This window comes from Massilia sp. CFBP9026, from assembly GCF_034045165.1.
GTDB classification, from domain to species: Bacteria; Pseudomonadota; Gammaproteobacteria; order Burkholderiales; family Burkholderiaceae_D; genus Telluria; species Telluria arenae.
Map to the genome: position 1 here is coordinate 549490 of NZ_JAXCWH010000001.1, position 26822 is coordinate 576311.

A 26822-nucleotide genomic window follows, 5' to 3' on the forward strand; every position below is an offset into this window, starting at 1 on the left:
CTCTACCGTCATAGCCGATCCACGTGCGCCTCTCTTCCATTAAATTGTCGGGATTTAAGTCGTTCGTCGATCCCACCAATTTCCAGGTGCCGGGTCAGCTGGTCGGCGTGGTCGGTCCCAACGGCTGCGGCAAATCCAATATCATCGACGCGGTGCGCTGGGTGCTGGGCGAGTCGAAAGCCTCCGAGCTGCGCGGCGAGTCGATGCAGGACGTGATCTTCAACGGCTCCACCCACCGCAAGAGCGCCGGCCGTGCCTCGGTCGAACTGGTGTTCGACAACAGCGCCGGCAAGGCCGCCGGCCAGTGGGGCCAGTACGCCGAGATCGCGGTCAAGCGCACGCTCACGCGCGACGGCACGTCCACCTATTACATCAACGGCCAGCCGGTGCGCCGGCGCGACATCCAGGACATCTTCCTCGGCACCGGACTCGGTCCGCGCGCCTATGCCATCATCGGCCAGGGCATGATCGCGCGCATCATCGAATCGCGCCCGGAAGAGCTGCGGGTCTTCCTCGAAGAAGCGGCCGGCGTCTCGAAGTACAAGGAACGGCGCCGCGAGACCGAGAACCGCCTGTCGGACACGCGCGAGAACCTGCTGCGGGTCGAGGACATCCTGCGCGAGCTGAATGCCAACCTCGAAAAGCTGGAAGCCCAGGCTGCGGTGGCCAACCGCTTCCACCAATTGCAGGCCGACCAGGAAGAAAAGCAGAAGCTGCTCTGGCTGATGCGCAAGAACGAGGCCAAGGCCGAACAAGTCAAATTCTTCCGCGAGATGGAAGAAGCGCAGACCGCGCTGGAAGCGCAGACCGCCAAGCTGCGCAGTGTCGAAGTCGACCTCGAACATCTGCGCCAGGCCCACTTCGCGGCCGGCGACCGCCTGCACACGGCGCAGGGCGCCCTGTACGGGATCAATTCCGAGATCGGCAGCCTGGAAGCGCAGATCAAGTTCGTGGTCGAGTCGCGCACCCGCCTGCAGAACCAGATCGTCACGCTCACCGCCCAGCGCGACCAATGGCTGGCGCAGGAACAGGAGCAGCGCGAGGGCCAGGAAGAAGCCGAAATGCAGCTCGAAGAGCTGGCCGCGCGCGCGGAAGGCGCCCAGATCGCGGTCGAGGTCCACCACGAACGCCTGCCCGAGCTGGAAGCGGCCTGGCGCGCCGGCCAGGAAAGCGCGACCGCTTCGCGCGCGCGCATCATGCAGGTCCAGCAGCGCATCGAACTGGCCTCGGCCCACGGCCGCAACGCCGCCGGCATCCTGAACAATCTGGCGGCGCGGCGCGAACGCCTGCAGCAGGAGAGGAATGGCCTCAACCTGCCCGATAGCGCGACCCTCGACAACCTGCGCCTGCAGCTGGAAGAAAAGCAGCTGACGCTGGAAGAGCAGACCATGCTGTTGGAGGAGGCGACCGGCCGCCAGGAGGCGGTAGAACTCGAACGCAATGAGGCGCACGCGCAGGTGCAGTCGGAGACCACGGTCAACGCTCAGCTGGAGGCGCGCCTGAATGCGCTGCGCCAGATGCAGGAACGCGTGCAGACCCAGGGCAAGGTCCAGCCCTGGCTCGAGAAGCACGAACTGGCCGGCTTGCCGCGCCTGTGGCAGAAGCTGGACGTGGAACAGGGTTGGGAGACCGCGCTCGAAGCCGTGCTGCGCGAGCGTTCCGGCGCCCTCGAAGTATCGAATATCGACTGGGCCAAGGCCTTCGTGGCCGACGCCCCGCCAGCCCGCCTGGCGCTGTATTCGCCGCAGGCGGGCGGCCACGCGGCGGCGCCCGACGGCCTGAAACCGTTCTCCAGCCTGCTGCGCGTGAACGACGCCGGCGTGCGCGGCGTGCTCGAAGACTGGCTGCACGGCGTGTATGTCGCCCATGACGCGGCCCAGGCTTTCGCCGAGCGCGCGCGCCTACCGCAGGGAGCCGCCTTCGTCACGCGCGATGGCCACCTGGTCACCCGTTCCAGCGTGCGCTTTCACGCGCCGGACGCCGAGCAGGACGGCATGCTGGCGCGCCAGCACGAGATCGAGAATGTCGGCAAACAGCTCAAGGCCCAGGCCTTGCTGGCCGACGAGGCGCGTGCGCGCGCTGTCCGCGCCGACGCCGCCGTCAGCGACCTGGCGCGCCGCCTGCAGGATGCGCGCGGCCGCGTGGCCACCTTGCAGCGCGAGGGGCATGCGCTGCAGATCGAGGTGCTCAAGCAGAGCGAGATCGAGGCCCGCTTCAACCAGCGCAGCGGCCAGATCGCGGACGACCTGTCCGAGATCGCGGCCCAGGAAGCCGAGCAGCGCCAGGCCCAGGCCGAGAGTGAACAGGAATTCGAGCAGCTCGACCTGGAACTGGCCGAGCTGCAGGAGGCGCACGAAGACGGCCAGACCGCCTTCCTCGAACAGGAACAGGCGCTGGTCCGCGCGCGCGACCACCTGCGCGAACTGGAACGCAGCGCGCAGGAAGCGCAGTTCGCCGAACGCGCCCAGCGCAGCCGGATCGAGGAGTTGCGCCGCACGATGGCGACCGCCGCCACCCAGGCCGAGCAGGTCGGCGCCACCCTGGCCCAGGCGCGCCTGGAGCTCGAGGCTCTCGAAAGCGGCACCGCGCACGAGGGCTTGCAAGAGCTGCTTGACCGCCGCACGACGCAGGAAGTGGCGCTGTCCGACGCTCGCCACGAGCTGGACCAGGTCGCCCAGCAGTTGCGCGCCGCCGAAGAAGCACGCATGGGGTCCGAGCGCAGCCTGCAGCCGCAGCGCGACCGCATCACCGAGATGCAGTTGAAGGAACAGGCCGCGCGCCTGAACCAGGAGCAGTTCGCCGAGGCGCTGGCCGCCACCGGTGCCGACGAGGCGGCGCTGGCGGAAAAACTCGACCCCGAGCTCAAGCCCCAGTACCTGCAGGCCGAAGTCACGCGGCTGACGAATGCCATCAGCGGCCTGGGCGCGGTCAACCTGGCGGCCGTCGACGAGCTGGCCCAGGCCACCGAACGCAAGCGCTTCCTGGATTCGCAGAACGCCGACCTGAACGAGGCCATCAACACGCTCGAAGACGCGATCGGCCGCATCGACCGCGAGACCCGCGACCTGCTGCAGGACACCTTCGACCGCGTCAACGGCCACTTCTCGGAACTGTTCCCGATCCTGTTCGGCGGCGGCAACGCCAGGCTGGTGATGACGGGCGACGAGATCCTGGACGCGGGCGTGCAGGTCATGGCCCAGCCGCCGGGCAAGAAGAACGCCACCATCCACCTGCTGTCGGGCGGCGAGAAGGCGCTGACCGCGACCGCGCTGGTGTTCTCGATGTTCCGCCTGAATCCGGCGCCATTCTGCCTGCTGGACGAGGTCGACGCGCCGCTGGACGACGCCAATACCGAACGCTTCTGCCGCATGGTCAAGCGCATGTCCGAGCACACCCAGTTCCTGTTCATCTCGCACAACAAGATCGCGATGGAGATGGCCAGCCAGCTGATCGGGGTGACGATGCAGGAGCAGGGCGTCTCGCGCATCGTCGCGGTGGACATGGAGTCGGCCGCCGACCTGGCCGCCGCCTGAGCCGGCGCGGACTCCCCGGGCCGCCGCACAAATACTTGCAATGACCGACCACTCCATACCACTGCAATCCGCCCCCATCCCATCGGCACTGGAGCAGGGCTTGCGGCTGATCGGCGCGTCGCCGGCGCCGATGTTCATCGTGCGCGGTGGCGGTATGATTGCCGCCAATCCGGCCTTCGCGGCGCTGCTGGAAGGCGCTCCGGCCGCATCGCCCGACAACTGGGCGCCGCTCGCATCACTGCTTCCCGGCGCCGGCGAGCTGGCCGCCCGCATCCTCGATGGCAGCCTGGCCCAGGCCCGCATCGAGGTAGAGCTGCACACGCGCGTCCAGCTGGCCCTGTCGCCCGTGTGCGAACCCGATGGCGCCATCGTCGGCGTGCTGGGCGTGGCCGCGCCGCTGCCGCCGCAGGTCGACCAGGCCGCCCGTGAACTCGACCGACTGGTCGAACTCAGTCCGGTCGGCGTGGTGCGCTACACCCTCGACGGCGATATCCTCGACTGCAACAATGCGTTTCTCGCCATGCTGGGGCTGGACCGTGACGACCTGAGCGCCGGCCTGTCGTGGCGCGCGCTGACGCCGCCCGAGTGGCGCGAGGCCGACGACGCCGGCATCGCGCGCCTGCGTGCGCACGACGTGATGCCGCTGATCGAGAAGGAATTCCTGCACCGCGACGGCCGCCGCATCCCGGTGCTGGTCGGCGCCGGCAACCTGCTGGCCGACCGCCGCCAGGGCTTCGGGGTGGTGATCGACATCTCGGCCACGCGCGCCGCCGAACGCGCGCTGGCCGAGAGCGAGGCGCGTTTTCGCGCCATCACGAACGCGATGCCGCAGATGGTGTGGTCGACTCTTCCCGACGGCTTCCACGATTACTACAACGACCAGTGGTACGCTTTTACCGGCGTGCCGGCGGGATCGACCGACGGCGAGGGCTGGAACGGCATGTTCCATCCGGACGACCAGGAGGCCGCCTGGGCGAAATGGCGCCATTCGCTGGCCACTGGCGAGCCCTACGAGATCGAATACCGGCTGCGCCACCACAGCGGCACCTACCGCTGGGTGCTGGGCCGCGCCTTGCCGGTGCGCGACGCGCAAGGGGGCATACAGCGCTGGATGGGCACGTGCACCGACATCCATGAGCACAAGCTGACCGAGGACGCGCTGCGCGAGGCCGACCAACGCAAGGACGAATTCCTCGCCATGCTGGGCCACGAGCTGCGCAATCCGCTGGCGCCGATCCGCAGCGCGGCGGCGCTGCTGCCGCTGGCCAAGGCCGATCCGGCGCGGGTCGAGCACATCGGCCGCGTGATCGCGCGCCAATCGACCCACATGACGGGCCTGATCGACGACCTGCTGGACGTGTCGCGTGTGACGCGCGGCCTGATCGCGCTGGGCCAGGAAGACGTGGCGGTGCGCCTGCTGGTCGACGAGGCCATCGAGCAGGCGCGCCCGCTGGTCGAGGCGCGCGAGCATGCGCTGTCGGTCGTCGACCAAGCCGCCGGCATCCAGGTGCACGGCGACCGCAAGCGGCTGGTCCAGGTGCTGGCCAACCTGCTGTCGAATGCCGCCAAGTACACGCCGCCCGGTGGGCGCATCGTCGTCACGCTGGCGCGCGCCGGGAATATGGTGGAGATCGCGGTGAGCGACAACGGCATCGGCATGGCGCCCGAGCTGGTCGACAGCGTGTTCGAGCTGTTCCGCCAGGGGCAGCGCACGCCCGACCGCGCGCAGGGCGGCCTGGGCATCGGACTGGCGCTGGTGAAGAAGCTGGTGCTCCTGCATGGCGGTCGGGTCCGGGCCTCGAGCCCAGGAGAGGGGCTGGGCAGCGAGGTCGTGGTCGCCTTGCCGGCCTGAGGGCGGCCTGGCCTTAAATAGGGGTTGCTCCGCCAATTCATGGCATCCGGGCGGGGGAGTTGGTATGATGGCACGAGTTTTCGTGGGGAGCGCCCGCACGGATGGCATTTCGATCGAATCAACCTTCGCGCACAACAACAGGACCCGGCGTCCGGCGCGAACTTCGCTATTGAGGCACACGCAGCATGACTGATTTCCAAATGAGCCTGATCGCAGCCGGCGGCGTCTTCGTCGTCGGCGTCATCACCTACAACAAGTGGCAGGAATACAAGGCCAGGAAGAGCGTCGAACGCGCCTTCGCCTCCGACCACGACGACGTCCTGATGCGCGACGGCGAGCAGGTCCCGGCCGTGGACCGCCACGAGCCGGTGTTCGAGGCCGACCTGCAAGACAATGCGCCAGTGGCCGCCAAGGAACCCGTGCTCGACGCCGACGCCTTCGTGCCGGCCGACGTCAAGCCAGAGCCGCAGCTGGACACGCCGGCGCCGGCCGCCACGCCGGCACCGGCACCGGCACCGGCACCAGCGGCACCAGCGGCGCCAGTCATGCCGACCGCCACCGCTCCCACGACTACCTACCGCGCTCCCGGCGCCAGCGCCGCCCAGGATGCGGTGGCCGCCTCGCTGCCGGGCACCCGTCCCGGCATGCCCCCGGCCGAACTGGCCGAATGCCTGGTCGATCCGCTGATCGACTGCCTGATTCCGCTGTCGCTCGAAACGCCTGTTCGCGGCGACAAGATCCTGCCGACCCTGCAGACGCTGCGCCGCGTCGGCAACAAGCCGATCCACTACATCGGCTTCGCCGTCAGCGGCGAATGGGAGCCGATCGTGCATGGCGGCGTGTACACCAAGCTGCAGGCGGGCGTGCAGATGGCGACCCGCACCACGGCGCTGAACGAACTCGAATACTCCGAGCTGGTCACGCGCCTGCGCGCGGTGGCCGACGAGATCGGGGCCGAGCCGGAAGTGCCGGACATGATCGAGGTGATGGCCGAGGCGCGCATCCTGCACCGCTTCGTGGCCGGCCACGACGCCCAGTTGGGCGTCAACCTGGCCGCGAATGGCGCGCCATGGGCGATGTCGACCCTGATCGGCGCCCTCGAGAACGCGGGCTTCGACGTGCGTCCGGACGGCCGCTTCGCGATGCCCGACAAGGAAAGCACGGGCGGCGGCGTGCTGTTCACGCTGTCGACCAACGTCACCCTGGGCGCCGACACCACTTCGCGCCTGACCCTGCTGCTGGACGTGCCGTGCGTGGCCCCCGGGCGCGACGGCTTCGGCCGTATGGTCGATACGGCGCGTGGCCTGACGCAGCGCCTGGACGCGACCATCGTCGACGATTTCGACCAGCCGCTGGTGGATGAGGCGCTCGACGAGATCAAGAGCCAGGTGGGCGAGTTCTACCAGGAGATGGACGCGGCCGACATTCCGGCCGGCTCGACCCGCGCGCTGCGCCTGTTCAGCTGAGGAAGTCCGGTGACCGAGCAAGAGCAACAGAATGACGGCCAGCGCAGCATTGAACGCATGCGCTGGCTGGTCGCGGAACTGAACCGCGCCAGCTACAACTACCATGTGCTGGACGCGCCGACGATCCCCGACGCCGAGTACGACAAGCTGTACCACGAGCTGCTGGCGCTGGAGACCGAGCACCCGGAAGGCGTCGACCCCGACTCGCCGACCCGGCGCGTGGGCGACGCCCCGATCCCGGAATTCGGCCAGGTCACCCATGCGGTGCCGATGCTGTCGCTGAACAACGGCTTCACCGACGACGACATCGACAATTTCGACCGCAAGGCGCGCGAAGGCCTCGAAGTGCGCCAGGTCGTCTACAACGCCGAACTCAAGTTCGATGGCCTGGCCATCAGCCTGCGCTACGAGGAGGGACGCCTGGTGCAGGCGGCCACCCGCGGCGACGGCTACACTGGCGAGGACGTCACCGCCAATATCCGCACCGTGCGCGTGATCCCGATGCGGCTGCACGGCAGCGAGGTGCCGGCCGTGCTCGAGGTGCGCGGCGAAGTGCTGATGTTCAAGCGCGACTTCGAGTCCCTGAACGAGCGCCAGCGCGCCGCCGGCCAGAAGGAATTCGCCAATCCGCGCAACGCCGCCGCAGGCAGCCTGCGCCAGCTCGACGCGCGCATCACCAACGAACGCCGGCTGCGCTTCTTCGCCTATGGCGTGGGGCAGGTGGACGGCGTCGACTTGCCCGACACCCATTCGGGCCTGCTCGACTGGTTCGAGACGCTCGGGTTGCCGGTGGCGAAGGAACGCCAGGTGGTCGCGGGCCGTGATGGCTTGCTCGAGTTCTACCGCGAGGTCGGCGAACGCCGCAAGTCGCTGCCCTACGAGATCGACGGCGTGGTCTATAAAGTCGACCGCATCGAGGACCAGCGTGCGCTGGGCTTCGTCTCGCGCGCGCCGCGCTTCGCGCTGGCCCATAAGTTCCCGGCCGAGGAAGCGCTGACCACGGTCCAGGCGATCGAGGTGCAGGTCGGCCGCACCGGCGCCATCACGCCGGTGGCGCGCCTGGTGCCGGTCTCGGTCGGCGGCGTCACCGTCACCAATGCCACCCTGCACAACGAAGACGAGGTACGTCGCAAGGACGTGCGCGTGGGCGACACCGTGATCGTGCGCCGCGCCGGCGACGTCATCCCCGAGGTGCTGGCGGTGGTGCTGGAGCGCCGCCCGAGCCCGGAACCGGCGGTCTATGAATTGCCGAAGCAATGCCCGGTATGCGGTTCGCACGTGGTGCGCGAAGCCGATGAGGCGATCGCGCGCTGCTCCGGCGGCCTGACCTGCGCGGCCCAGCGCAAGGAAGCGATCCGCCACTTCGCCGGCCGCCGCATGATGGACATCGAAGGCCTGGGCGATCGCTATATCGACAGCCTGGTCGAGGCCAACCTGGTCACGCGCGTGGCCGACCTGTACAGCCTGAGTCTCGATGACCTGCTCAAGATGAAGCGCCTGGCGGACGAGCGCGACGGCACCACGCCCGAGACCGTAAAACAGGGCAAGGTCGCGACCAAGTGGGCCGACAACCTGCTGGCTGCGATCGCCGCCAGCAGGCAGCCGCCGCTCGAACGCCTGCTGTTCGCGCTCGGCATCCGCCACGTGGGCGAGTCGACCGCCAAGACGCTGGCCGACTGGCTCGGCAACCTGGCCCTGGTGCGGCGCGCGCCGGCCGCGCTGCTGCGCGTGCTGCCCGATATCGGCGGCACGGTGGCCGAGTCGATCGCCGAATTCTTCGCCGAAGAAAAGAACCAGATCGCCGTGAACGCCTTGCTCGACGCCGGTGTGGCGCCCAAGGGCGAGCATCCGCCGAAAGCGCAGCTGCGCGAAAAGCTCGACGAGATCAAGCTGCTGGCCGCGCTCGACATCCCGAAACTGACCGAGCCGCGCGCGCGCCAGGTGGTGAGCGCCGGCCAGACGCTGGAAGACATCGGCGTGCGCACCGACTTCGGCATCTTCGGCCTGCCGGCAGCGGTTGCGATGGCGCTCGAGGAATGGATGGCAGTGCGTGAGAACCGGGAACGGGTGCAGTCGCTGGCGGCCCTGCGCCGCTCGCTGCTGGAATCCCTGCCCGAAGCCTCGGCGGCCACCGCGCCCGAGGGGCCGCTGGCCGGCAAGACCTTCGTCCTGACCGGCACCTTGCCGACCATGAGCCGCGACGCTGCCGGCGCCCTGATCGAGCAGGCCGGCGGCAAGATTTCTGGATCGGTGTCGAAGAAGACTTCCTATGTGGTGGCCGGCGCGGAAGCGGGCAGCAAGCTGGCCAAGGCCGAGGAGCTGGGCGTCACGATCCTGGACGAGGCAGCGCTGCTGGCGCTGCTGGCGCAGCTGGGATAGTGACAGGCGCAGTCATAATAATGCAATAACAACCTTCCATACTAGACCGCATGAACCTGATTCGCAAAGCCGTATTCCCCGTCGCCGGCCTGGGCAGCCGCTTCCTGCCGGCGACCAAGGCGCAGCCAAAAGAGATGCTGCCGATCGTCGACAAGCCGCTGATCCAGTACGCGGTCGAAGAGGCGGTGGCCGCCGGCGTCACTGAACTGATCTTCATCACGGGCCGCAACAAGCGCGCCATCGAAGACCATTTCGACAAGGCCTACGAGCTCGAATCCGAGCTCGAGGCGGCCGGCAAGCAGGCCCTGCTCGAGACCGTGCGCGGCGTGATCCCGAAGAACGTCAACTGCATCTATATCCGCCAGTCCTCGCCCCTGGGCCTGGGCCATGCCGTGCTGTGCGCGCGTCCGGTGGTGGGCAACGAGCCCTTCGCCGTGCTGCTGGCGGACGATTTCATGGACACCGCCGACGGCCAGAAGCCGGTGCTGGCCCAGATGGTCGACGTCTATGGCTATGAACGCAGCAGCATCCTGGCGGTGCAGGACGTGCCGCGCGAGCATACCCGCCAGTACGGCATCGTCAGCGCCTCGGCCTACCGCCAGGACCTGGAGCTGGTGTCGGGCATCGTCGAAAAGCCCCAGCCGGCGGACGCACCGTCGACCCTGGCCGTGGTCGGCCGCTACGTGCTTTCGCCATCGATCTTCGGCTACCTGGAAAACATTGGCAAGGGCGCCGGCGGCGAGATCCAGCTCACCGACGGCATCGCGGCCCTGATGCGCGACGAGCGCGTGCTGGCCTACCGCTACGCCGGCCAGCGCTACGACTGCGGCTCAAAGCTGGGCTATCTGCAGGCCACCGCCGCCATCGGCCTCAAGCACCCGGAAACGGCCGAGGGTTTCCGCGCTTCGCTGGCTGGCCTGCTGGAAGGACGGGGCCTGGCATGACGGTGCGCGACATCCTGAAAATGGGCGATCCGCGCCTGCTGCGGGTCGCGCAGCCGGTCACCGAATTCGATACGCCTGAGCTGCACGCGTTAATCGCCGACATGTTCGAGACCATGCATGCGGCCAACGGCGCCGGCCTGGCCGCGCCGCAGATCGGCGTGGATTTGCAACTGGTGATCTTCGGCTTCGGCAGCAACCAGCGCTATCCCGACGCGCCGCCGGTGCCCGAGACGGTCTTGATCAACCCCGTGCTCACGCCGCTGTCCGACGAGATGGAAGAGGGCTTCGAAGGCTGCCTGTCGGTGCCCGGCCTGCGCGGCAGCGTGCCGCGCCATACGCGCCTGCATTACGAGGGTTTCGACCAGTTCGGCAAGCGCATCGTGCGCGACGCCGAAGGCTTCCATGCGCGCGTGGTGCAGCACGAAGTGGATCACCTGCTGGGCATCCTGTACCCGATGCGGATCCGCGACTTTTCCCGCTTCGGCTTCACCGAAGTCATGTTTCCCCATCTTGATCCCGGAGCCGACGATTGAGCCGCGCCTTCCTCTCTTTGGCCGCCATCTGCGCGTGCCTGGCCGCGCCGGCGGCATCCGCCGCTGACTTCTTCACCAAGATCGACCCATCGCCGACGAGCGAGTTGTGGATCGACACCGGCTTCTATACCGCCCACTTCGACGGCGACAAGGACCTGAACGACAACAACAAGGGCCTGGCGCTCGAGTACCGCTTCAAGGGCACGATGACGGCCACCGCCGGCCGCTTCTACAACAGCGATCGCGCCTGGTCGAATTACGCGGGCGTGATCTGGCAGCCGTATGCGGTGGGTCCGGTGCGCGTGGGCCTGGCGATCGCCGCCTTCGACGGCTATCCGAAGACGCGCGACGGCGGCTGGTTCCCGGGCGCGATCCCGACCCTGACCTACGAATACAAGCGGGTCGGCGTGAACGTCGGGATCATCCCGAACTACAAGGATCGCCTGTATGGCGGGATTTCGTTCCAGCTGAAGTTCAAGCTGTTCGACAAATAAAAAAGGGGCCGCGCGATGCGGCCCCTTTGCCATCAAACGATCAGCCTTCTTTCGGATACGGGCTCGGTCCGCCGTCGGCGATGAACTGGTCGATCCGCTGCTGCAGCACCGGCAGCGGCACCGAACCCACGTGCAGCACGGTGTCGTGGAAGTGGCGGATGTCGAACTTCGACCCCAGCGCCTTCTCGGCGCGGGCGCGCGCTTCCTGGATGGCCATCTGGCCCAGGTAGTACGACAGCGCCTGGCCCGGCCACGAGATGTAGCGGTCGACTTCGGTCTCCACCTCGTGCTTCGACAAGGCGGTGTTCTGCAGCAGGTAGTTCTGCGCCTGCTCGCGGGTCCAGCCCTTGGCGTGCACGCCGGTGTCGACCACCAGGCGCGAGGCGCGCCAGGCCTGGTAGCTGAGCATGCCGAAGACCTCGTACGGCGTCTCGTAGATATCCATCTCGGTACCCAGCCGCTCTGTGTACAGCGCCCAGCCTTCGCCGTAGGCCGAGATATAGGCGCGGCGGAACGGCGGCACGCCTTTCTGTTCCTGCGCCAGCGGGATCTGGAAGGCGTGGCCAGGCGCCGACTCGTGCAGGGTCAGGGCCGGCAGGCTGTAGAGGGGCCGCGCCGGCAGGTTATACGTGTTCACCCAATAGGTGCCCGGACCGCCGCGGCCCGCGGTCCAGAACGGCGCCTGGTCGTCCGGCACCGGCACGATCGCGAAGCGCCGGCGCGGCAGGTGGCCGAAGAACTGGTCGGCCTTGGCGTCGAACTTCTTGGAGGTCCAGGCCGCGCTCTTGAGCAGCTCTTGCGGCGTCTTGGCATAGAACTGCGGATCGGTGCGCAGGAAATGCAGGAAGGCTTGCAGGTCGCCCTTGAAGCCGACCTGCTTCATGACGTCGTGCATCTCGGCGCGGATCTTCGCCATCTCGGCCAGGCCGATCGCGTGGATCTGGTGGGCCGTCATGTCGGTCGTGGTGAATTCCACGATCTTCGACTGGTAGTACGCCTTCCCACCCGGCATGTCCTGGGCCGCCAGCGTGGTGCGTGCCTTCGGCACGTATTCGTCGCGGAAATAGGCCAGCGCCTTGGCATAGGCCGGCTGTATCTTGCCCTGGATGAGGGCCACCGCCTGCGCACGCAGCGCTTCCTGTTCGGCGGCGGGCATCGAGGCGGGCATCTGCCTGAACGGGTTGTAGAACACGACGTCCTGCGGCGTCTTCGCGTCGGCCACCGAAGTCAGGGTGCCTTCGCGGCCGGCCAGCGTGACCTTCGGCGGGGTGAAGCCGCGCGCCAGGCCGGCGCGCATATTGTCCAGCTCCTGGTCGAAATAGCCGGGCAGGCCGTCGAGCATTGCCAGGTACCTGCGGTATTCGTCGGCGCTCTTGAGCGGACGGCGCGCGGCATAGGCGACGTCGGACCAGAACGCGGTGTCGGCATTGACCGGCTGCTCGTATTCCCGGAAGCGCTGGGCGTCGTGCAGGGAGGCGATCTGGGCGCGGTAGACGGCGAAGTTGATGCGCTCGGCGGGCGAGAGCGCGGCTGGCCGGATTGCATCGAGTTCCTTGAGGATGCCGGCCCAGTAGACGCGCCGCGCTTCCTGGGCCGCGGCGTCGACCCGCGCATACCCCGGGTTCGCGTTAGGCGCGTCCTCGTCGCGCGCCAGGCGCTCGGCGATGCGCCACTTCCACTCCTTGGTGTAGATGTCCTTGAACCGCGCGTCGGCCGCGGCAGCGCTCGCGGTCGTATTCACCCCGGCCGCGGGTGCGCCCGTTGCGGCCATGGCCGGCGCGAATGCCAGACCCATCACGACGACGGCCGTCGAGACGGCGGCGCCCAGCTTGCTTATTTTCATTGATCCCCTGCTTGATAAAGAGCATTATTGCTCGGCGATACACATCTTAGCGGGGAAACAGGCACATGCCTACCGCATGTTTTGTATCGTAAATACTTGCACTGGTACATGGTGCGCTGCAACTTTAATCGCGGTATGCCCTGGGAATGGCGTAAAGCCAAGATATAATGTTCGTCAACCTATCGCCGGGCGAGCGCACGACGATTCCGCGCGAGAGTGTGCATGGACCTTTCATGAAGACAACGGCAGCAATTGCTATTCAACCTAGACATGATGACGAGTAAGGGCGGCCCCGGACGTTCTGAAGAGCATATCCAGCTCATCCAATCCTGGCGCCGCTTGGCGGACCAGTTGGGTCCGCTCATCGGCGACAGCGGCTTTTGTGCGCTGTACGGGCGGGCATGCCGCTTGGTCGGGCCCGAATTCAAATGGCTGGCCGAGACGCCGCCATGCAAGACCCGCGACTCCCAAATCACCGCGCTGGACGAGCTGCTCGCCAGCGTGGCACCCGACCACGCACAAGCCGCGCACGCGGCACTGCTCCAGACGTTTACCGAGCTGCTGGCGTCGCTGATCGGCCAGGCGCTTGCGCGGCGCCTGCTCGATGCCGCGGCGCGTGACGGGGAAGAGAAGAATGCACAGGAGCACAAGTAATGAGCGATAAAGTATCCCTTGGAAAGCTGAGTACGGGCGTGCAAGGGCTCGATGTTCTCCTGGGGGGAGGGCTGAGCGAATTTTCCTTCAACCTGATCGCCGGGCCGCCGGGTTCGGGCAAGACCACGCTCGCCCACCAGATCATGTTTTCGCTGGCCAGCAACGAGCGCCGCGCCCTGTTCTTCACCGTGCTGGGCGAGCCGCCCCTGAAAATGCTGCGCTACCAGCAGCAGTACAGCTTCTTCGACATGGACATGGTCGGCAACTGCGTCCGCTACGTCAACCTGGCCGAAGACCTGCGCACCGGCGACTTCAGCGGCGTGCTCGCGCGCCTGATGAAGGAGGTCGAGGATTTCTCGCCGAGCCTCGTGTTCGTCGATTCCTTCCGCTCGGTGGCGCAGACGGCGCGCGCCGGCAACGAAGGCGTGGCCGATCTGCAGCACTTCATCCAGGACCTCGGCACCCGCATGACGAGCTGGCAGGCCACCACCTTCCTGATCGGCGAATACCTGCATGGCGACGCCGAGGCCAGCCCGATCATGACGGTGGCCGACGGCATGATTTCGCTGACCCCGGTGCACGAGGATAACTCGGTGGTGCGCAAGATGCGGGTGGTCAAGATGCGCGGCCAGGCTCACCTGGGCGGCTCGCACACCTTCCGCATCACCGACGACGGCATCCGCGTGTATCCACGCATCCTGCCGCCGCTGGCGGCGGACCACCACCAGGGCGCGCGCGTCGACCGCAATACTGGGCGCATCCCGACCGGCACGCCGGACCTCGACGCGCTGCTCCATGGCGGCCTGCCGCAAGGCCATTCGATGCTGGTGTCCGGCCCGAGCGGCTGCGGCAAGACCATCCTCGGCACCCGCTTCCTGCAGGAGGGCGCGCGGCTGGGCGAGAAGGGCGTCGCGGTCTCGTTCGAGAAAGGCGCTTCGCGCCTGCGCAACGCCGAACTGGCGGCGCTGGTCGCCAACGGCGACGTGCAGATGGTCGAGAGCCGCAAGATCGACCTCACGGTCGACGAGCTGCTCGACGAGATGAACGAGGCGATCGACCGCACCGGCGCGCGCCGGGTGGTGGTCGATTCGCTGTCCGAGCTGGCGCTGTACCTGGCGCCGGAAGGCCGCAACCAGCTGCGCTCGACCGTGTTCCAGATGCTGTCCTCGCTGGCCAAGCGTGGCGTGAGCGTGCTGGTGACGATGGGGCTGGACGACGACTTCACCCAGCTCAGGTTCGGCCAGGCCGACGTCGCCTACCTCACCGATGCCATCGTACTGATGCGGTTCGGCGAGAGCGGCGGCCAGCTGCGCCGCTTCATCTCGGTGGTCAAGGTGCGCGGCAGCGCCCACAGCACCGACCTACGCGAATTCCGCATCGGCGACGACGGCATCCATATCGCGCCGATCGCCACCGAATACGAGGGCGTGCTGCACGGCCTGCCCATCTCGCGCGGGACACCCTGAATGAGTCTCATGGCGGCGACACCAGGCATCGACGACGGCACCCTGGCGCTCCGCCTGGCGGCGCTGGAACTCGAGAACAGCCAGCTGCGCGGCGATCTCGCGGCCAGCCTCGCATTGACGGCGAGCCTGCGCGAGGCCAACGAACACCTGGTGCTGGCCGCAGTCGACGCCCAGACCTCGCGCGACGATGCCGAAGAGACCAATCGCCGCCAGAACGAATTCCTCGCCATGCTGGCGCATGAACTGCGCAACCCCCTGGTGCCGATCAATGTGTCGGCCAGCCTGCTCGAACGCTCGCCGGTGAACACGGCCACCCTCGAGCGCCTGACCGGCGTGATCCAGCGCCAGGTGGGCCATATGGCGCGCCTGCTGGACGACCTGCTCGATGCCGCCCGCCTGAGCAGCGGCAAGATCACGCTCGCGATCGAACCGCTGCGGTTGGCCGAGCTGATTGAGCATGCGGCGGAAACCGTCATGCCGCGCGTGCGCGAGCGCGGCCAGGAGCTGGCGATTGCCCCGGCATCCGATGCGCTGGTGGTCGAGGGCGACCGGGTGCGCCTGACCCAGGTGTTCACCAACCTGCTCAACAACGCCTCGAAATACACGCAGGACGGCGGCCGGATCGCGGTCGCGGCCCAGGTCGGCGCCGAGGGCGGCGTGACGGTCACCATCGACGACAACGGTTCCGGCATGTCCATTGAGACCATCGACCGCGCCTTCGACCTGTTCACCCAGGGGCCACGTACGCTTGCGCGCTCGGAGGGCGGGCTCGGGGTAGGATTGAACGTGGTGCGCAACCTGGTCACGATGCATGGCGGCAGTGTCGGCGCCGCCAGCCCGGGGCTGGGGCAGGGCAGCACCTTCACGGTATCGCTGCCGTTATCGAGCGCCGCCGCGCCCAGCGGCAGCGTCGACAGCGTCGCACCGGTTGCCGGCGTCCGGCGCCGGATCCTGATCGTGGAAGACAATAACGACGCGTCCGACGTGCTGCGCATGCTGCTCGAAGTCGAAGGCCACCACGTCGAGATCGCGGGCGACGGCAACACCGGGCTGGCGCTTGCGCTGGAAGGGCGCTTCGACGCGATCGTCTGCGACATCGGCCTGCCGGGCCTGGACGGCCTGGAGCTGGTGGCGCGCCTGCGCGCCGCGGGGGCGGAAACGGGTGCGCGACCGCTGACGATCGCCCTGTCGGGCTACGGCCAGCCGCAAGACCGCGAACGCGCCCTGGCGGCCGGCTTCGACCGCTACCTGGTCAAGCCGGTGGCGCCCGGCGTGTTGATCGAGCTGCTGGCGGGCGTGACGCCGTAGCGGCCACCGTCATTCAGGCAAACAATCGCCGCAGCCGCGCCACCGCTTCCTCGATCCGCTCGTACTTCGTCGCATACGAAAACCGCACATGGCGCTGCGGCGCCGCCACCCCGAAATCGTCGCCCGGCACGATCGCCACGTGGGCGTCGCGCAGCACCGCCATGCTGAACGCCGCGCTGTCGCCATGCAGCGGGTGCGCCACGCGATCGAGGTCGGCGTACACGTAGAAGGCGCCGTCCGGCATCACCGGCACCCCGAAGCCGAGTTCGCGCAGTGCCGGCACCAGGTAGTCGCGGCGGCGCTGGAATTCGCGCCGGCGTTCCTCGAAGATCGCCAGCGCCTCGGGCTCGAAGCAGGCCAGGGCCGCATGCTGGGCCACGGTCGGCGCGCAGATGAACAGGTTCTGGGCCAGCTTCTCGAAGGTCGGCACCAGGCTGTCGGGCACCACCAGCCAGCCCAGGCGCCAGCCGGTCATATTGAAATACTTGGAGAAGCTGTTCACCGTGATTGCGTCGGGGTCGAGCGCGAGCGCGCTCGCCAAGCGGTGGTCGTAGGACAGGCCCTGGTAGATCTCGTCGACGATGGCGAAGCCGTCGCGCGCGCGCACCGCCGCCAGCATCTCGCGCAACTGATCAGGGGTCATCGAGGTGCCGGTCGGATTCGACGGCGAGGCCACCAGCACGCCGCGCGTGCGGTCGCTCCAGCGTTCGGCCACGTGGTGGGCGCCGAGCTGGTAACGGTCTTCATGCGAGGAAGGCACGAGCACCGGCCGGCCGCCGAAGCTGGCCACGAAATGGCGGTTGCATGGGTAGGACGGGTCGGGCATCAGCACTTCGTCGCCCTCGGACACCAGCGCGGCGCAGGCCAGCAGCAGGCCGGCCGAGGCGCCGGCGGTGATCACGATGCGGCGCGGATCGATGTCCAGGCCCTGGGTGGCAGCGTAGTGGCCCGAGATCGCGTGGCGCAGCTCGAGCAGGCCGAGCGACTCGGTGTACTGGGTGACACCGCCGCGGATCGCTTCCATCGCGGCGCTGGCCACGATGTCGGGCGCGGTGAAATCGGGCTCGCCGACGCTCATGCTGATGACGTCGTGGCCGGCGCGTTTCAGTTCGCCGGCGGCCTTGACCATCTCCATGACGCGGAACGGTTCGATCGCGTGCACGCGCTGGGCAAGCTGGAGCTGGCGGTTGGGGAGGATGAGAGACATGCTGGATGGCGGAGAGTCGGAATCCCCGCCATCTTACCGGAAGCTGCGCTTATGCGTGGGCGTGGTGGGCAGCGGTCAGGCGCCGCATCAGGGGCAGGGCGGCCAGCGCGATGAAGGTGCAGGCGATGGCCGCGAGCCCCAGCTTGTTGAACAGGCTCGTATAGATCGGCAGCGTCTGCAGCGGATCCGTCATCCCTTCCGGCACGCTGGCCATGGTGGCCACCAGGCCGCCCAGGTACTGCGAGATGCCGACCGCGACGAAATAGGCGCCCATCATGAAGCCGCCCATGCGCGCCGGCACGTAGCGTGCGATCATCGCCAGCCCCAGGCCGCTCACCAGCAGCTCGCCCAGCGAATACAGGCCGTAGCCGGCGATCATGATCCACGACGAGGTCAGGCCATTCACGGCGAAGGCGCCAGCGAAGCCGTAGGTGAAGAAGCCGGCGGCCACCACCGCGAAGCCGAGCGCGAACTTGGCGGCGATCGACAGGTCCAGGCGGCTGCCGCTGGAGCGCGTGTAGATCCAGGCCAGCACCGGGGAAAGGACCATGATCCAGATCGCGTTGAGCGCCTGGAACTGGGCCGGCGACCAGGTGAACAGGTGGCTGCCGAACAGGCTGAAGTCGAGGTTGACGTTACGCAGGGCGAACAGCGACAGCGAGGTCGACATCTGCTGGTAGAAGATGAAGAAGAATACCGTCTGCAGGGTCAGCACCAGCGCCGCCACCAGGCCGGCGCGCTCGCTGGCCTGGCTGGCGCGGATCAGGTGGATGAAGATGCCCAGCACCACCAGGCCGGCGGCGTAGACGAACAGGCGCGCCAGCCACTGGTATTCGAGGATGAAGGTCGAGGCGATCACGGTGAGCACGCCGCCGGCCAGCACCAGCGCCAGCTTGCCCCAGTCCAGCGGCAGCTCGTCCGGCGGCGAGCCGATATGGTTCACGGTGCGGCGCAGCACGCCGACCGTGAGCAGGCCCACCCACAGGCCGACGCTGCAGAAGGCGAACGCCATATGCCAGCCCAGGTCACCGCCGGAAGTGGCGTTGAAATGGTCCTTGATCGCCGGCGTGGCCAGCATCGAGACGGTCGAGCCGACGTTGACCGCCATGTAGTAGATCGTGAAGGCGCTGTCGATCTTGGCGTCGTCGCCCTCGTAGATCTTGCGCACCAGGTTGGCGGTGTTGGGCTTGAACAGGCCGTTGCCGACCACGATCACGCCCAGCGCCACGAAGGTCAGCCAGGTGCCGCTGACCGGGATGCCCATCAGGGCGTAGCCCAGCGACAGTATGATGGCGCCGATGATCATGCAGCGGCGGGTGCCGAGCACCTTGTCGCCGATCCAGCCGCCGATGGCCGGGGCGACGTAGATCAGGGCCGCCGCGGCGCCCCACACGAGGGTGGCGCGGGTATCGTCGAAGCCCAGGCGCTGCACCATGAAGTAGACGATCAGCGCCTGCATGCCGTAGTAGCCGAAGCGCTCCCACAACTCGATCAGGGCCACGGTGAGGAAGGAGCGGGTCTGGGTGACAGGAGGGCTGACTGCAAACCTGGACCCGAGGTCCGGCTGGTGCTGCGGCTGCTGCATATGAATCCTTTGACAACGCGCCGGGCGGGGCCGGCGCAAAAGTGATGATTCTATGCCATTCGAATGGAATCCGCAGCCTTGACAACAGGTGGTGACATTGCGTTAACATGGTCCGGGTTTCCAGACACCGAGGTTCGCATGAGGCGATTCTGCATCACCACCGGCGCCATCTTCTACGCCGCCATGGCCGCGTTCGGCCCGGCTTGCGCCGGCGAAGCCCCGGCGCCCCTGAGGCCCGCCGCCGATCACCACCAGCACCTGTTCAGCCCCGCGGCGGCGGCCTGGATGTCGTCCTCGATCGTGCTGGCGCCGGTCGACGCAGACGAGCTGGTGGCGCAGCTGGACGCGGCCGGCGTCGGGCGCGCGGCGGTGCTGTCGGCGGCCTATGCCTATGGCCTGCCGACGCGCGCCATCGACCATGAATACGCCCGCGTGCGCGCCGAGAACGACTGGGTCGCGGCCCAGGCCGCGCGTCATCCCGAACGCCTGGTGGCCTTGTGCAGCTTCAATCCGCTCAAGGACTATGCGCTGCTCGAACTGGGGCGCTGCGCCACCACTCCCGGCTTCGGGCGCGGCATCAAGCTCGATTTCGCCGCCTCCGACGTCCAGCTCGACCAGCCCGGCCACGTCGAGCGCCTGCGCCAGGTCTTCCGCGCCGCCAATGCGCGCGGGATGGCGATCGTGATGGACATGCGCGCCTCGCGTGCGCTCGGGCGACCGTATGGCGCCGCGCAGGCGCGCGTGCTGCTGGAGCAGGTGCTGCCGTATGCGCCCGACGTGCCGGTGCAGGTGTCGCACCTGGCCGGCAACGGCCCCGGTTTCGGCGATACCCCGGCGCGCGAGGCGCTGGCCGTGCTGGCCGAGGCGGCCGCGCGCCAGGATCCGCGCATGCGCCAGGTCTGGTTCGACGTGGCGGCGGTGGTGCAGGCCGACCTGCCTGCCGACGAGGCGCGGCGCCTGGTGCGGCGCTTGCGCCAGCTCGGCCTGGACCGGGTGCTGTACGGTTCGGACCCGCGCGGCGCCAGCGAGGCGCCGGATGCCTGGGAGGCATTCCTGCGCCTGCCGCTGGAAAAGGCCGAGACGGCGCGCGTGGCGCGCAATGTGGTGCCGTATCTGCGCTGATTCATCTTTACACTTTCGCGACATTCCGCCGACAATAAACCCGAAAACGGGCATAGCCGCTTGCCTAGAATTCCCCTGGTCAAAACGACCACCCAGGGGACACGCATGCATCACCACATCAAATTCACCGCCATGGCCATGAGCTGCGCGCTGCTGCTGGCAGGCTGCGGCGGTTCGGACGACGACGACGACGCCAAGCCGCCGGTCGTGGTCCAGCCGCCGCCGGCGGCCACCACCATCACGAGCCTCACCAGCACCGCGCGCGGCATGGAAAGCGTCGCCTACCACGGCGGCAGCGCCTATCTGTCGCTGTCCAACAGCAAGACCGAAGGCTCGGCCGTGCTCAAGGCGACGCTGCCGGTCACCAACACGTCGAGCTGGACCCCTGTTCCCCTGGGCGCCTGCGCCATGGGCAAGCAGGGCGACTTCATCGTGCGCGCGCCGAAGCTCAAGATGGTGGGCGACGATATGTGGCTGATGCAGCCGTGGGCCGACCTGCCCGAGTCGAAGAACGAGAGTTCGACCTGCACCCTGATGGCGAGCAGTAACAGCTTCGTGCCGCGCGACCAGGATCTGCGTGTCTGCACCGGGGGCTTCTGCGAGACCCTGTCGATGCAGGACGTCAAGCTGCACGGCAAGCGCCTGTACAGCAATCCGGGCGCGGGCGTGAACCTGTTCACCTCGAACAACGGCGGCAATACCTGGACCGTGATGCGCGGCCAGAAGGCATCGATGGTGTGCACCCCGACCAAGTTCCATGTGCTTGGCGACCGGGTGCTGGTCGGCGGCGAGTGCCCGCTCGACATGGCCTTCGTCGAGGCCTACCAGCTCAACGCCGACGGCAGCGCCCTGGCCAGCGAAGCCAAGCTGGCGCTGAACCTGCCGGCGCTGGAGAACCGCAACGTCCAGTTCATCGAATCGGTCGCGGACACCAAGCGTGTATTCATCGGCGTCGAGGGCGGCCTGCTGCGCAGCGAAGACAATGGCGTCAGCTTCAAATTCGTGATCCAGCAGCCGCTCTCGGGCAGCAAGAACTACCCTTACATCACCTCTTTCCTGCCGCTCAAGGGCAAACCCGACACGATGATTATCGGCGGCTTCGACAAGGCCACCCAGATGGCTTACCTGGCCTGGTCGAAAGATGGCGGCGCGACCTGGACCGACATCTCGAACCTGACGCCGAACCACGGCAAGACGCCGCCCGCCGGCGCCACTGTCATGATCAAGTCCATTACCGAAGATCCGCAGGGGCGCATCCTGGTGACGATGAACGAACTCGGAGAAGGCCAGGGCAAGCTGCTGCTCCTGAACCTGGGCGGTTAAGCGGCCGGTCGCGTACTGCAGCCGCCCCCGTGCGGATGCAGTACGCTTACACATTCACGACATTCTGTCGACAATAATCCCCCAAACCGGGCAGGTGCCTTGCCTAGAATTCTCCCATTCGGGCGGGAGCCATGCCGGCCCCCGTCGTCATGACAGATTTGGGGATCCGGATGCAACGACACACTTCACTCGCCGCCATCGGCGCGGCCTGCGCGCTGATGCTGGCCGCCTGCGGCGGCTCGAGCAACGACCACCAGGCGCCGCCACCACCACCGCCACCCGTGGCGGTGGAGCCGGCACCGGTGACCACCAAACTCGAGGCGCTGTCGAGCACCACGCGCGCGATGGACAGCGTGGCCTTCTACGGCGGCAGCGCCTACCTGTCGCTGGCCAATAGCGCGACCGAGGGCTCGGCGGTGCTGAGCGCGAAGCTGCCGCTGACGGCCGGTTCCACCTGGAGCCCGGTGGGCCTGGGCGCCTGCGCCATGGGCCCGGTCGGCGACTTCATCATGCGCTCGCCGAAGCTCAAGATGGTGGGCGGCGACATGTGGCTGATGCAGCCGTGGGCCGACACCCCTGAAGCCAGCAACGGCCATTCGACCTGCACCCTGGTGGCCAACACGGCCAGCTTCGTGCCGCGCGACGGCGACCTGCGCGCCTGCAATCCCTACTTCTGCGAGACCCTGTCGATGCAGGACCTCAAGCAGGCGGGCGACCGCCTGTACAGCAATGCCGGCGCGGGCAACAACCTGCTGACCTCGAAGGACAAGGGCAATACCTGGCAGGTGATCCGTGGCTCGAAGGATTCGCAGATGTGCTATCCGTCCAAGTTCCACGTGCTGGGCGACCGGGTGCTGGTGGGCGGCGAATGCCCGCTCGACTTCGCCTTCGTCGAGGCCTATCGCCTGACGGGCGACGGCGGCGCGCTGGCCAGCGAGGACAAGCTGCCGGTCACCCTGCCCGAGATGGAAAACCGCAACGTCCAGTTCATCGAATCGGTGCCGGATACGCAAACGGTGTTCGTCGGCGTCGAGGGCGGCCTGCTGCGCAGCGTCGATAACGGCAACAGCTTCAAGTTCGTGATCCACGAGCCGCTCTCGGACGGCAAGGGCTATCCCTACATCGGCGCCTTCCTGCCGCTCAAGGGCAAGCCGGATACCCTGGTCGTCGGCGGCTTCGACAAGATGCACGGCCGTCCCTACCTGGCCTGGTCGAAGGACGGCGGCACTACCTGGACCGACATCTCGACCTTGGTGCCGGGCTACGAACGCAAGACCGACGACGAGTACAGCACGCCCTCGGTCTCGGCGCTCATGCAGGATCCGGACGGCCGCATCATCGTGGTGACCAACGAGCGCGCCGACGGCCAGGGCCGCCTGATGCAGCTGACGCTGGGTACAAAGTAACACTCAGAGACAAGCTTCAGATTGTCTTCAGCGCCCCACGCCTGCCCAGCGCAGCGTGGGGCGTTTCGTTTGCGTCAAGACTGTCTGTGCGGGCCGAATTCTGTCATGCTCTCGCCTGCACCTCACCACAACGATAATGAAGACATGACCAAAGCCCCGATTGCCCGCCTGGCGCTCAGCCTTGCCGCCATCCCGCTCGCCGCCAGCCCGCTCGCCTACGCCCAGAACGCCGAGCGCCAGCTGGCCGGCGTGACGCGCAACCAGAACACCCTCGAGATCGCGACCAACGACGGCCGCTACCTGATCAAGCCTTTTTCGAGCACGATCGTCGAAACCACCTTCATCCCCAAGGGCGAGCGCTTCGATCCGGCCTCGCATGCGGTGATCCTGGCGCCGGTGCAGGTGCAGGCCACGCTCAAGGACGAAGGCGGCCGCATCACCTATGCCGTCGATGGCGGCATCAGCGTGACGGTTGATAAGCAGCCGTTCCGCATCAGCTATGCGTATAAAGGCAAGCCGCTGGTGGCCGAGAAGCGCGGCTTCGGGCGCGCCGACGGCCATGACACGATCGAATTCGCGCTGGAAGACGGCGAGGCCCTGTACGGCGCCGGCGCGCGCGCGGTGGGCATGAACCGCCGCGGCCACCGCTTCCAGCTCTACAACAAGGCCCATTACGGCTATGCCGAGCGCTCCGAGCTGCTCAACTACACGATTCCGGTCGCGCTGTCGTCCAAGAAGTACGCGATCCACTTCGACAACCCGCAGATCGGCTGGCTCGATTTCGACAGCCGCAAGGACGGCACCCTGCGCTACGAGGTGATCGGCGGGCGCAAGACCTACCAGGTCGTGGCCGGCGACAGCTGGGACCAGCTGATGGCGGGCTACACCGGCCTGACCGGCCGCCAGCCGCTGCCGCCGCGCTGGGCCTTCGGCAACTTCGCCAGCCGCTTCGGCTACAAGACCGAGGCCGAGACGCGCGCCGTGGTCGACCGGTTCGCGCAAGAGAAGATCCCGCTCGACGCCGTGATCCTCGACCTCTACTGGTTCGGCAAGACCGTGCAGGGCACGATGGGCAACCTGGCCTGGGACCGCGACACCTTCCCCAACGCCGAGAAAATGATGGCCGACTTCAAGGAGAAGGGCGTCAAGACGGTGGTGGTCACCGAGCCGTTCGTGCTGACCACGTCGAACCGCTGGAATGAAGCGGTGGACAAGAAGGTGCTGGCCACCGACAAGGCGGGCAAGCCCTATACCTACGATTTCTATTTCGGGAACACCGGCCTGATCGACCTTTACAAGAAGGAAGGCCGCGACTGGTGGTGGAGCATCTACCGCGACCTCAAGAAGGGCGGCGTCACCGGCTGGTGGGGCGACCTGGGCGAGCCCGAGGTCCATCCATCCGACCTGCAGCACGCCACCGGCCCGGCCGACCAGGTGCACAATGTGTATGGCCACGACTGGGCGCGCCTGATTGCAGAAGGCTACAAGCAGGAGTTCCCGGCCGAGCGTCCGTTCATCCTGATGCGCGCCGGCTACTCGGGTTCGCAGCGCTTCGGCATGATCCCGTGGTCGGGCGATGTCTCCCGCAGCTGGGGCGGCCTGCAGTCGCAGATGGAGATCTCGCTGCAGATGGGCATGCAGGGCCTGGCCTATATGCATTCCGACCTGGGCGGTTTCGCCGGCGCGGTGCTGGACGACGAGCTGTACGTGCGCTGGCTGCAATATGGCGTGTTCCAGCCGATCTTCCGTCCGCATGCGCAAGAGGCGGTGGCGTCCGAGCCGGTGTTCCGCTCCGAACGGACCAAGGTGCTGGCGCGCGAAGCGGTATGGCTGCGCTACGCGATGCTGCCGTATAACTACACGATCGCCTTCGACAACGAGCAGACCGGCATGCCGCTGATGCGTCCCCTGATGTTCGTCGAGCTAGACGCGGCCCAGCCGGCCGAGCGTTCGACCACCTATCTGTGGGGCCCGGACTTCCTGGTCACGCCGATCGTGCATCCGGGCGCCACCCGCGCCGAGGTCTATTTCCCGAACAGCGGCAGCGTGTGGTTCGACTTCCATACCGGCCAGGCGCACAAGGGCGGCATCCTCGAGACCGTGAAGCCGGTCGAGGCCAATATCCCGGTCTATGTGCGCGCCGGCGCCTTCGTGCCGATGGCGAAGGTGGTGCAGACCACGCGCGACTATACCGGCCGCGAGATCGACCTGCACTATTACCACGACGCCTCGGTCGCCAACTCGAACGGCAAGCTGTATGACGACGACGGCGAGACCGCGGGCGCCTTTGAGCAGGGCAAGTACGAGATCGTGCGCTTCGACAGCAAGTTTGCCGACAAGCGTCTCGAGATCGGCTTTTCGACCGAGACCGGCAAGGCGATGCAGGCGAAGGAACGGGCGTTCTCGCTCAAGGTCCACAATGTGCAGGCGAAGCCGCGCGGCGTGACGGTCGACGGACGCAAGGCCAGCTTCATCTTCAACGCCCAGCAGCACCTGCTCGAAGTGCAGGTCCCGGCGCGCAAGGGCCAGGCGGCGCAGGTGGCGATCTCGCTGTAAGCCGCAGGGGTGCAATGGCGAACATCGCATTGCCATGAACCCCGCTACATTGGATGCTCCACTCCAAGGAGCATCCAATGACTTTCCCCAGCAATCCGATTCCCTACCGTCCCGACCTCGAGCACGCCGCGCCCGACGAGGAAGAAACCATCCACGCCCTGCAGGTCGTGTTCGCGAACATGGCGAAGAAGGTGGCCGACGCCGAGGGCCACGCCCATCGCGCCGTGCACGCCAAGGGCCACGCCCTGGTGCGCGGCAAGTTGACCATCCTCGACGGCCTGCCGCCGCAGCTGGCGCAAGGGCTGTTCGCCCAGGCCGGCACCCATGACGTGCTGCTGCGCTGGTCGTCGCCGCCGGCCGAGCAGCTCCCGGACGGTGTCTCGACCCCGCGCGCGGTCGCCATGAAGGTATTGGACGTGCCGGGTGAACGCCTGGATGCCGCAAAGCAGGGCAACTCGCAGGACTTCCTGATGGTGAACGGTCCGGCCTTCAACGCGCCCGATCCGCAAGCCTTCCTCAAGAACGTCAAGCTGCTGGCCGCCACCACCAACCGCACCGAGACCGGCAAGAAGGTCATCTCGGCCGTGCTGCGCGGCGCCGAGGCGGCGCTGGAGGCGGTGGGGGGCGAGAGCGGGTCGCTCAAGGCCATGGGCGGCGAGCCGCAGCACCATCCGCTGGGCGAGACCTATTTCAGCCAGACACCTTACCTGTACGGCCAGCACATGGCCAAGTTCTCGCTGGCGCCGGTGGCGCCGGCCCTGCAGGCGCTGGATGGTTCAGCGATCGAGGGCGGGGACGACGCCCAGCGCGAAGCGATCCGTGCGCACTTCGCGGCCGGGGGCGGGGAGTGGGAACTGCGGGTCCAGCTGAACGTCGATACCGACAAGATGCCGATCGAGGATGCCTCGGTCGCCTGGCCGCAGGACCTGAGCCCCTATGTGGCGGTGGCGCGCGTGACGCTCGCACCGCAAACCAGCTGGGACGCCGGCTCGCAGCGCCTGGAAGACGAAACCGCCTTCGACCAGTGGAACTGCCTGGCCGCTCACCGTCCCCTCGGCGCCGTCAATCGCGCGCGGCGCCAGGTGATGGCCGTGTCGCGCGACTTCCGTTCGGAGTTCAATCGCTGTCCGATCCACGAACCGGCGGCCTGA

Annotated in this window: 18 protein-coding genes; 15 read left to right on the forward strand and 3 right to left on the reverse strand. The window is 67.5% G+C overall.

The genetic code is table 11. The annotated features are described in order from the left end of the window. Positions 1-23 precede the first annotated feature (23 nt). The 7 genes from smc to SOM28_RS02370 all read left to right on the forward strand — a co-directional run bounded on the left by smc (position 24) and on the right by SOM28_RS02370 (position 11201). Entirely contained in the window at positions 24-3533 is a 3510-nt protein-coding gene (smc, locus tag SOM28_RS02340; protein WP_320467052.1) for a chromosome segregation protein SMC, read from the forward strand. A 40-nt stretch (positions 3534-3573) separates the two neighbouring features. Then, positions 3574-5385 carry a sensor histidine kinase gene (locus SOM28_RS02345; protein WP_123071338.1) on the forward strand — a complete coding sequence of 604 codons (1812 nt, stop codon included), beginning with the start codon at positions 3574-3576 and terminating at the stop codon, positions 5383-5385. A 185-nt stretch (positions 5386-5570) separates the two neighbouring features. After that, entirely contained in the window at positions 5571-6851 is a 1281-nt protein-coding gene (locus SOM28_RS02350; protein WP_320467053.1) for a cell division protein ZipA C-terminal FtsZ-binding domain-containing protein, read from the forward strand. A 9-nt stretch (positions 6852-6860) separates the two neighbouring features. After that, positions 6861-9230, forward strand: a complete 2370-nt coding sequence (ligA, locus tag SOM28_RS02355; RefSeq protein ID WP_414675124.1) for an NAD-dependent DNA ligase LigA — start codon at positions 6861-6863, stop codon at positions 9228-9230. A gap of 50 nt (positions 9231-9280) precedes the next feature. Beyond that, positions 9281-10174, forward strand: coding sequence for a UTP--glucose-1-phosphate uridylyltransferase GalU (gene galU, locus SOM28_RS02360; protein ID WP_123071167.1), 894 nt, complete (start codon positions 9281-9283; stop codon positions 10172-10174). Further along, the gene (def, locus tag SOM28_RS02365; protein ID WP_320467054.1) at positions 10171-10707 is read left to right on the forward strand and encodes a peptide deformylase; all 537 of its coding nucleotides are present in this window, start codon (positions 10171-10173) and stop codon (positions 10705-10707) included. Before galU ends, def begins: the two co-directional genes overlap by 4 nt. Next, entirely contained in the window at positions 10704-11201 is a 498-nt protein-coding gene (locus tag SOM28_RS02370; protein WP_320467055.1) for a hypothetical protein, read from the forward strand. Before def ends, SOM28_RS02370 begins: the two co-directional genes overlap by 4 nt. Positions 11202-11241: 40 nt before the next feature. On the opposite strand, the gene SOM28_RS02375 is transcribed toward SOM28_RS02370, so the two are convergent. Then, positions 11242-13044, reverse strand: coding sequence for a DUF885 domain-containing protein (locus tag SOM28_RS02375; RefSeq protein WP_320467056.1), 1803 nt, complete (start codon positions 13042-13044; stop codon positions 11242-11244). Between the two features lie 270 nt (positions 13045-13314). On the opposite strand from SOM28_RS02375, the gene SOM28_RS02380 reads away from it, so the two are divergent. The 3 genes from SOM28_RS02380 to SOM28_RS02390 are packed head-to-tail and all read left to right on the forward strand — an operon-like array spanning position 13315 to position 16472. Next, entirely contained in the window at positions 13315-13698 is a 384-nt protein-coding gene (locus tag SOM28_RS02380; protein ID WP_123071171.1) for a hypothetical protein, read from the forward strand. Then, on the forward strand, positions 13698-15164 hold the full coding sequence (locus tag SOM28_RS02385) for an ATPase domain-containing protein (RefSeq protein WP_320467057.1): 1467 nt from the start codon (positions 13698-13700) through the stop codon (positions 15162-15164). Before SOM28_RS02380 ends, SOM28_RS02385 begins: the two co-directional genes overlap by 1 nt. 9 nt (positions 15165-15173) lie before the next feature. Next, positions 15174-16472 (forward strand): hybrid sensor histidine kinase/response regulator, encoded by a 1299-nt coding sequence (locus tag SOM28_RS02390; protein ID WP_320467058.1) that lies wholly within the window; start codon positions 15174-15176, stop codon positions 16470-16472. Between the two features lie 13 nt (positions 16473-16485). Here SOM28_RS02390 and SOM28_RS02395 read toward each other — a convergent pair whose 3' ends face one another. Beyond that, positions 16486-17679 carry a pyridoxal phosphate-dependent aminotransferase gene (locus SOM28_RS02395; protein ID WP_320467059.1) on the reverse strand — a complete coding sequence of 398 codons (1194 nt, stop codon included), beginning with the start codon at positions 17677-17679 and terminating at the stop codon, positions 16486-16488. 49 nt (positions 17680-17728) lie between these two features. After that, the gene (locus tag SOM28_RS02400) at positions 17729-19264 is read right to left on the reverse strand and encodes a peptide MFS transporter (RefSeq protein ID WP_320467060.1); all 1536 of its coding nucleotides are present in this window, start codon (positions 19262-19264) and stop codon (positions 17729-17731) included. Positions 19265-19402: 138 nt separating this feature from the next. Between SOM28_RS02400 and SOM28_RS02405 the strand changes: the two genes are divergently transcribed. The 5 genes from SOM28_RS02405 to SOM28_RS02425 all read left to right on the forward strand — a co-directional run bounded on the left by SOM28_RS02405 (position 19403) and on the right by SOM28_RS02425 (position 26822). Further along, positions 19403-20386 (forward strand): amidohydrolase family protein, encoded by a 984-nt coding sequence (locus SOM28_RS02405; RefSeq protein WP_320467061.1) that lies wholly within the window; start codon positions 19403-19405, stop codon positions 20384-20386. A gap of 105 nt (positions 20387-20491) precedes the next feature. Then, on the forward strand, positions 20492-21709 hold the full coding sequence (locus tag SOM28_RS02410) for a beta propeller repeat protein (protein WP_320467062.1): 1218 nt from the start codon (positions 20492-20494) through the stop codon (positions 21707-21709). 170 nt (positions 21710-21879) lie between these two features. Next, entirely contained in the window at positions 21880-23115 is a 1236-nt protein-coding gene (locus SOM28_RS02415; protein WP_320467063.1) for a WD40/YVTN/BNR-like repeat-containing protein, read from the forward strand. 144 nt (positions 23116-23259) lie between these two features. Further along, positions 23260-25671 carry a glycoside hydrolase family 31 protein gene (locus SOM28_RS02420; RefSeq protein ID WP_320467064.1) on the forward strand — a complete coding sequence of 804 codons (2412 nt, stop codon included), beginning with the start codon at positions 23260-23262 and terminating at the stop codon, positions 25669-25671. A 77-nt stretch (positions 25672-25748) separates the two neighbouring features. Continuing rightward, the gene (locus SOM28_RS02425; protein WP_123070945.1) at positions 25749-26822 is read left to right on the forward strand and encodes a catalase family protein; all 1074 of its coding nucleotides are present in this window, start codon (positions 25749-25751) and stop codon (positions 26820-26822) included.

Coding starts and splice junctions, on each gene's coding strand:
- SOM28_RS02345 (WP_123071338.1), top strand. CDS start 3,574: ATGACCGACCACTCCATACCACTGCAATCCGCCCCCATCCCATCGGCA.
- SOM28_RS02350 (WP_320467053.1), top strand. CDS start 5,571: ATGACTGATTTCCAAATGAGCCTGATCGCAGCCGGCGGCGTCTTCGTC.
- galU (WP_123071167.1), top strand. CDS start 9,281: ATGAACCTGATTCGCAAAGCCGTATTCCCCGTCGCCGGCCTGGGCAGC.
- def (WP_320467054.1), top strand. CDS start 10,171: ATGACGGTGCGCGACATCCTGAAAATGGGCGATCCGCGCCTGCTGCGG.
- SOM28_RS02375 (WP_320467056.1), bottom strand. CDS start 13,044: ATGAAAATAAGCAAGCTGGGCGCCGCCGTCTCGACGGCCGTCGTCGTG.
- SOM28_RS02380 (WP_123071171.1), top strand. CDS start 13,315: ATGATGACGAGTAAGGGCGGCCCCGGACGTTCTGAAGAGCATATCCAG.
- SOM28_RS02385 (WP_320467057.1), top strand. CDS start 13,698: ATGAGCGATAAAGTATCCCTTGGAAAGCTGAGTACGGGCGTGCAAGGG.
- SOM28_RS02390 (WP_320467058.1), top strand. CDS start 15,174: ATGGCGGCGACACCAGGCATCGACGACGGCACCCTGGCGCTCCGCCTG.
- SOM28_RS02395 (WP_320467059.1), bottom strand. CDS start 17,679: ATGTCTCTCATCCTCCCCAACCGCCAGCTCCAGCTTGCCCAGCGCGTG.
- SOM28_RS02400 (WP_320467060.1), bottom strand. CDS start 19,264: ATGCAGCAGCCGCAGCACCAGCCGGACCTCGGGTCCAGGTTTGCAGTC.
- SOM28_RS02405 (WP_320467061.1), top strand. CDS start 19,403: ATGAGGCGATTCTGCATCACCACCGGCGCCATCTTCTACGCCGCCATG.
- SOM28_RS02410 (WP_320467062.1), top strand. CDS start 20,492: ATGCATCACCACATCAAATTCACCGCCATGGCCATGAGCTGCGCGCTG.
- SOM28_RS02415 (WP_320467063.1), top strand. CDS start 21,880: ATGCAACGACACACTTCACTCGCCGCCATCGGCGCGGCCTGCGCGCTG.
- SOM28_RS02420 (WP_320467064.1), top strand. CDS start 23,260: ATGACCAAAGCCCCGATTGCCCGCCTGGCGCTCAGCCTTGCCGCCATC.
- SOM28_RS02425 (WP_123070945.1), top strand. CDS start 25,749: ATGACTTTCCCCAGCAATCCGATTCCCTACCGTCCCGACCTCGAGCAC.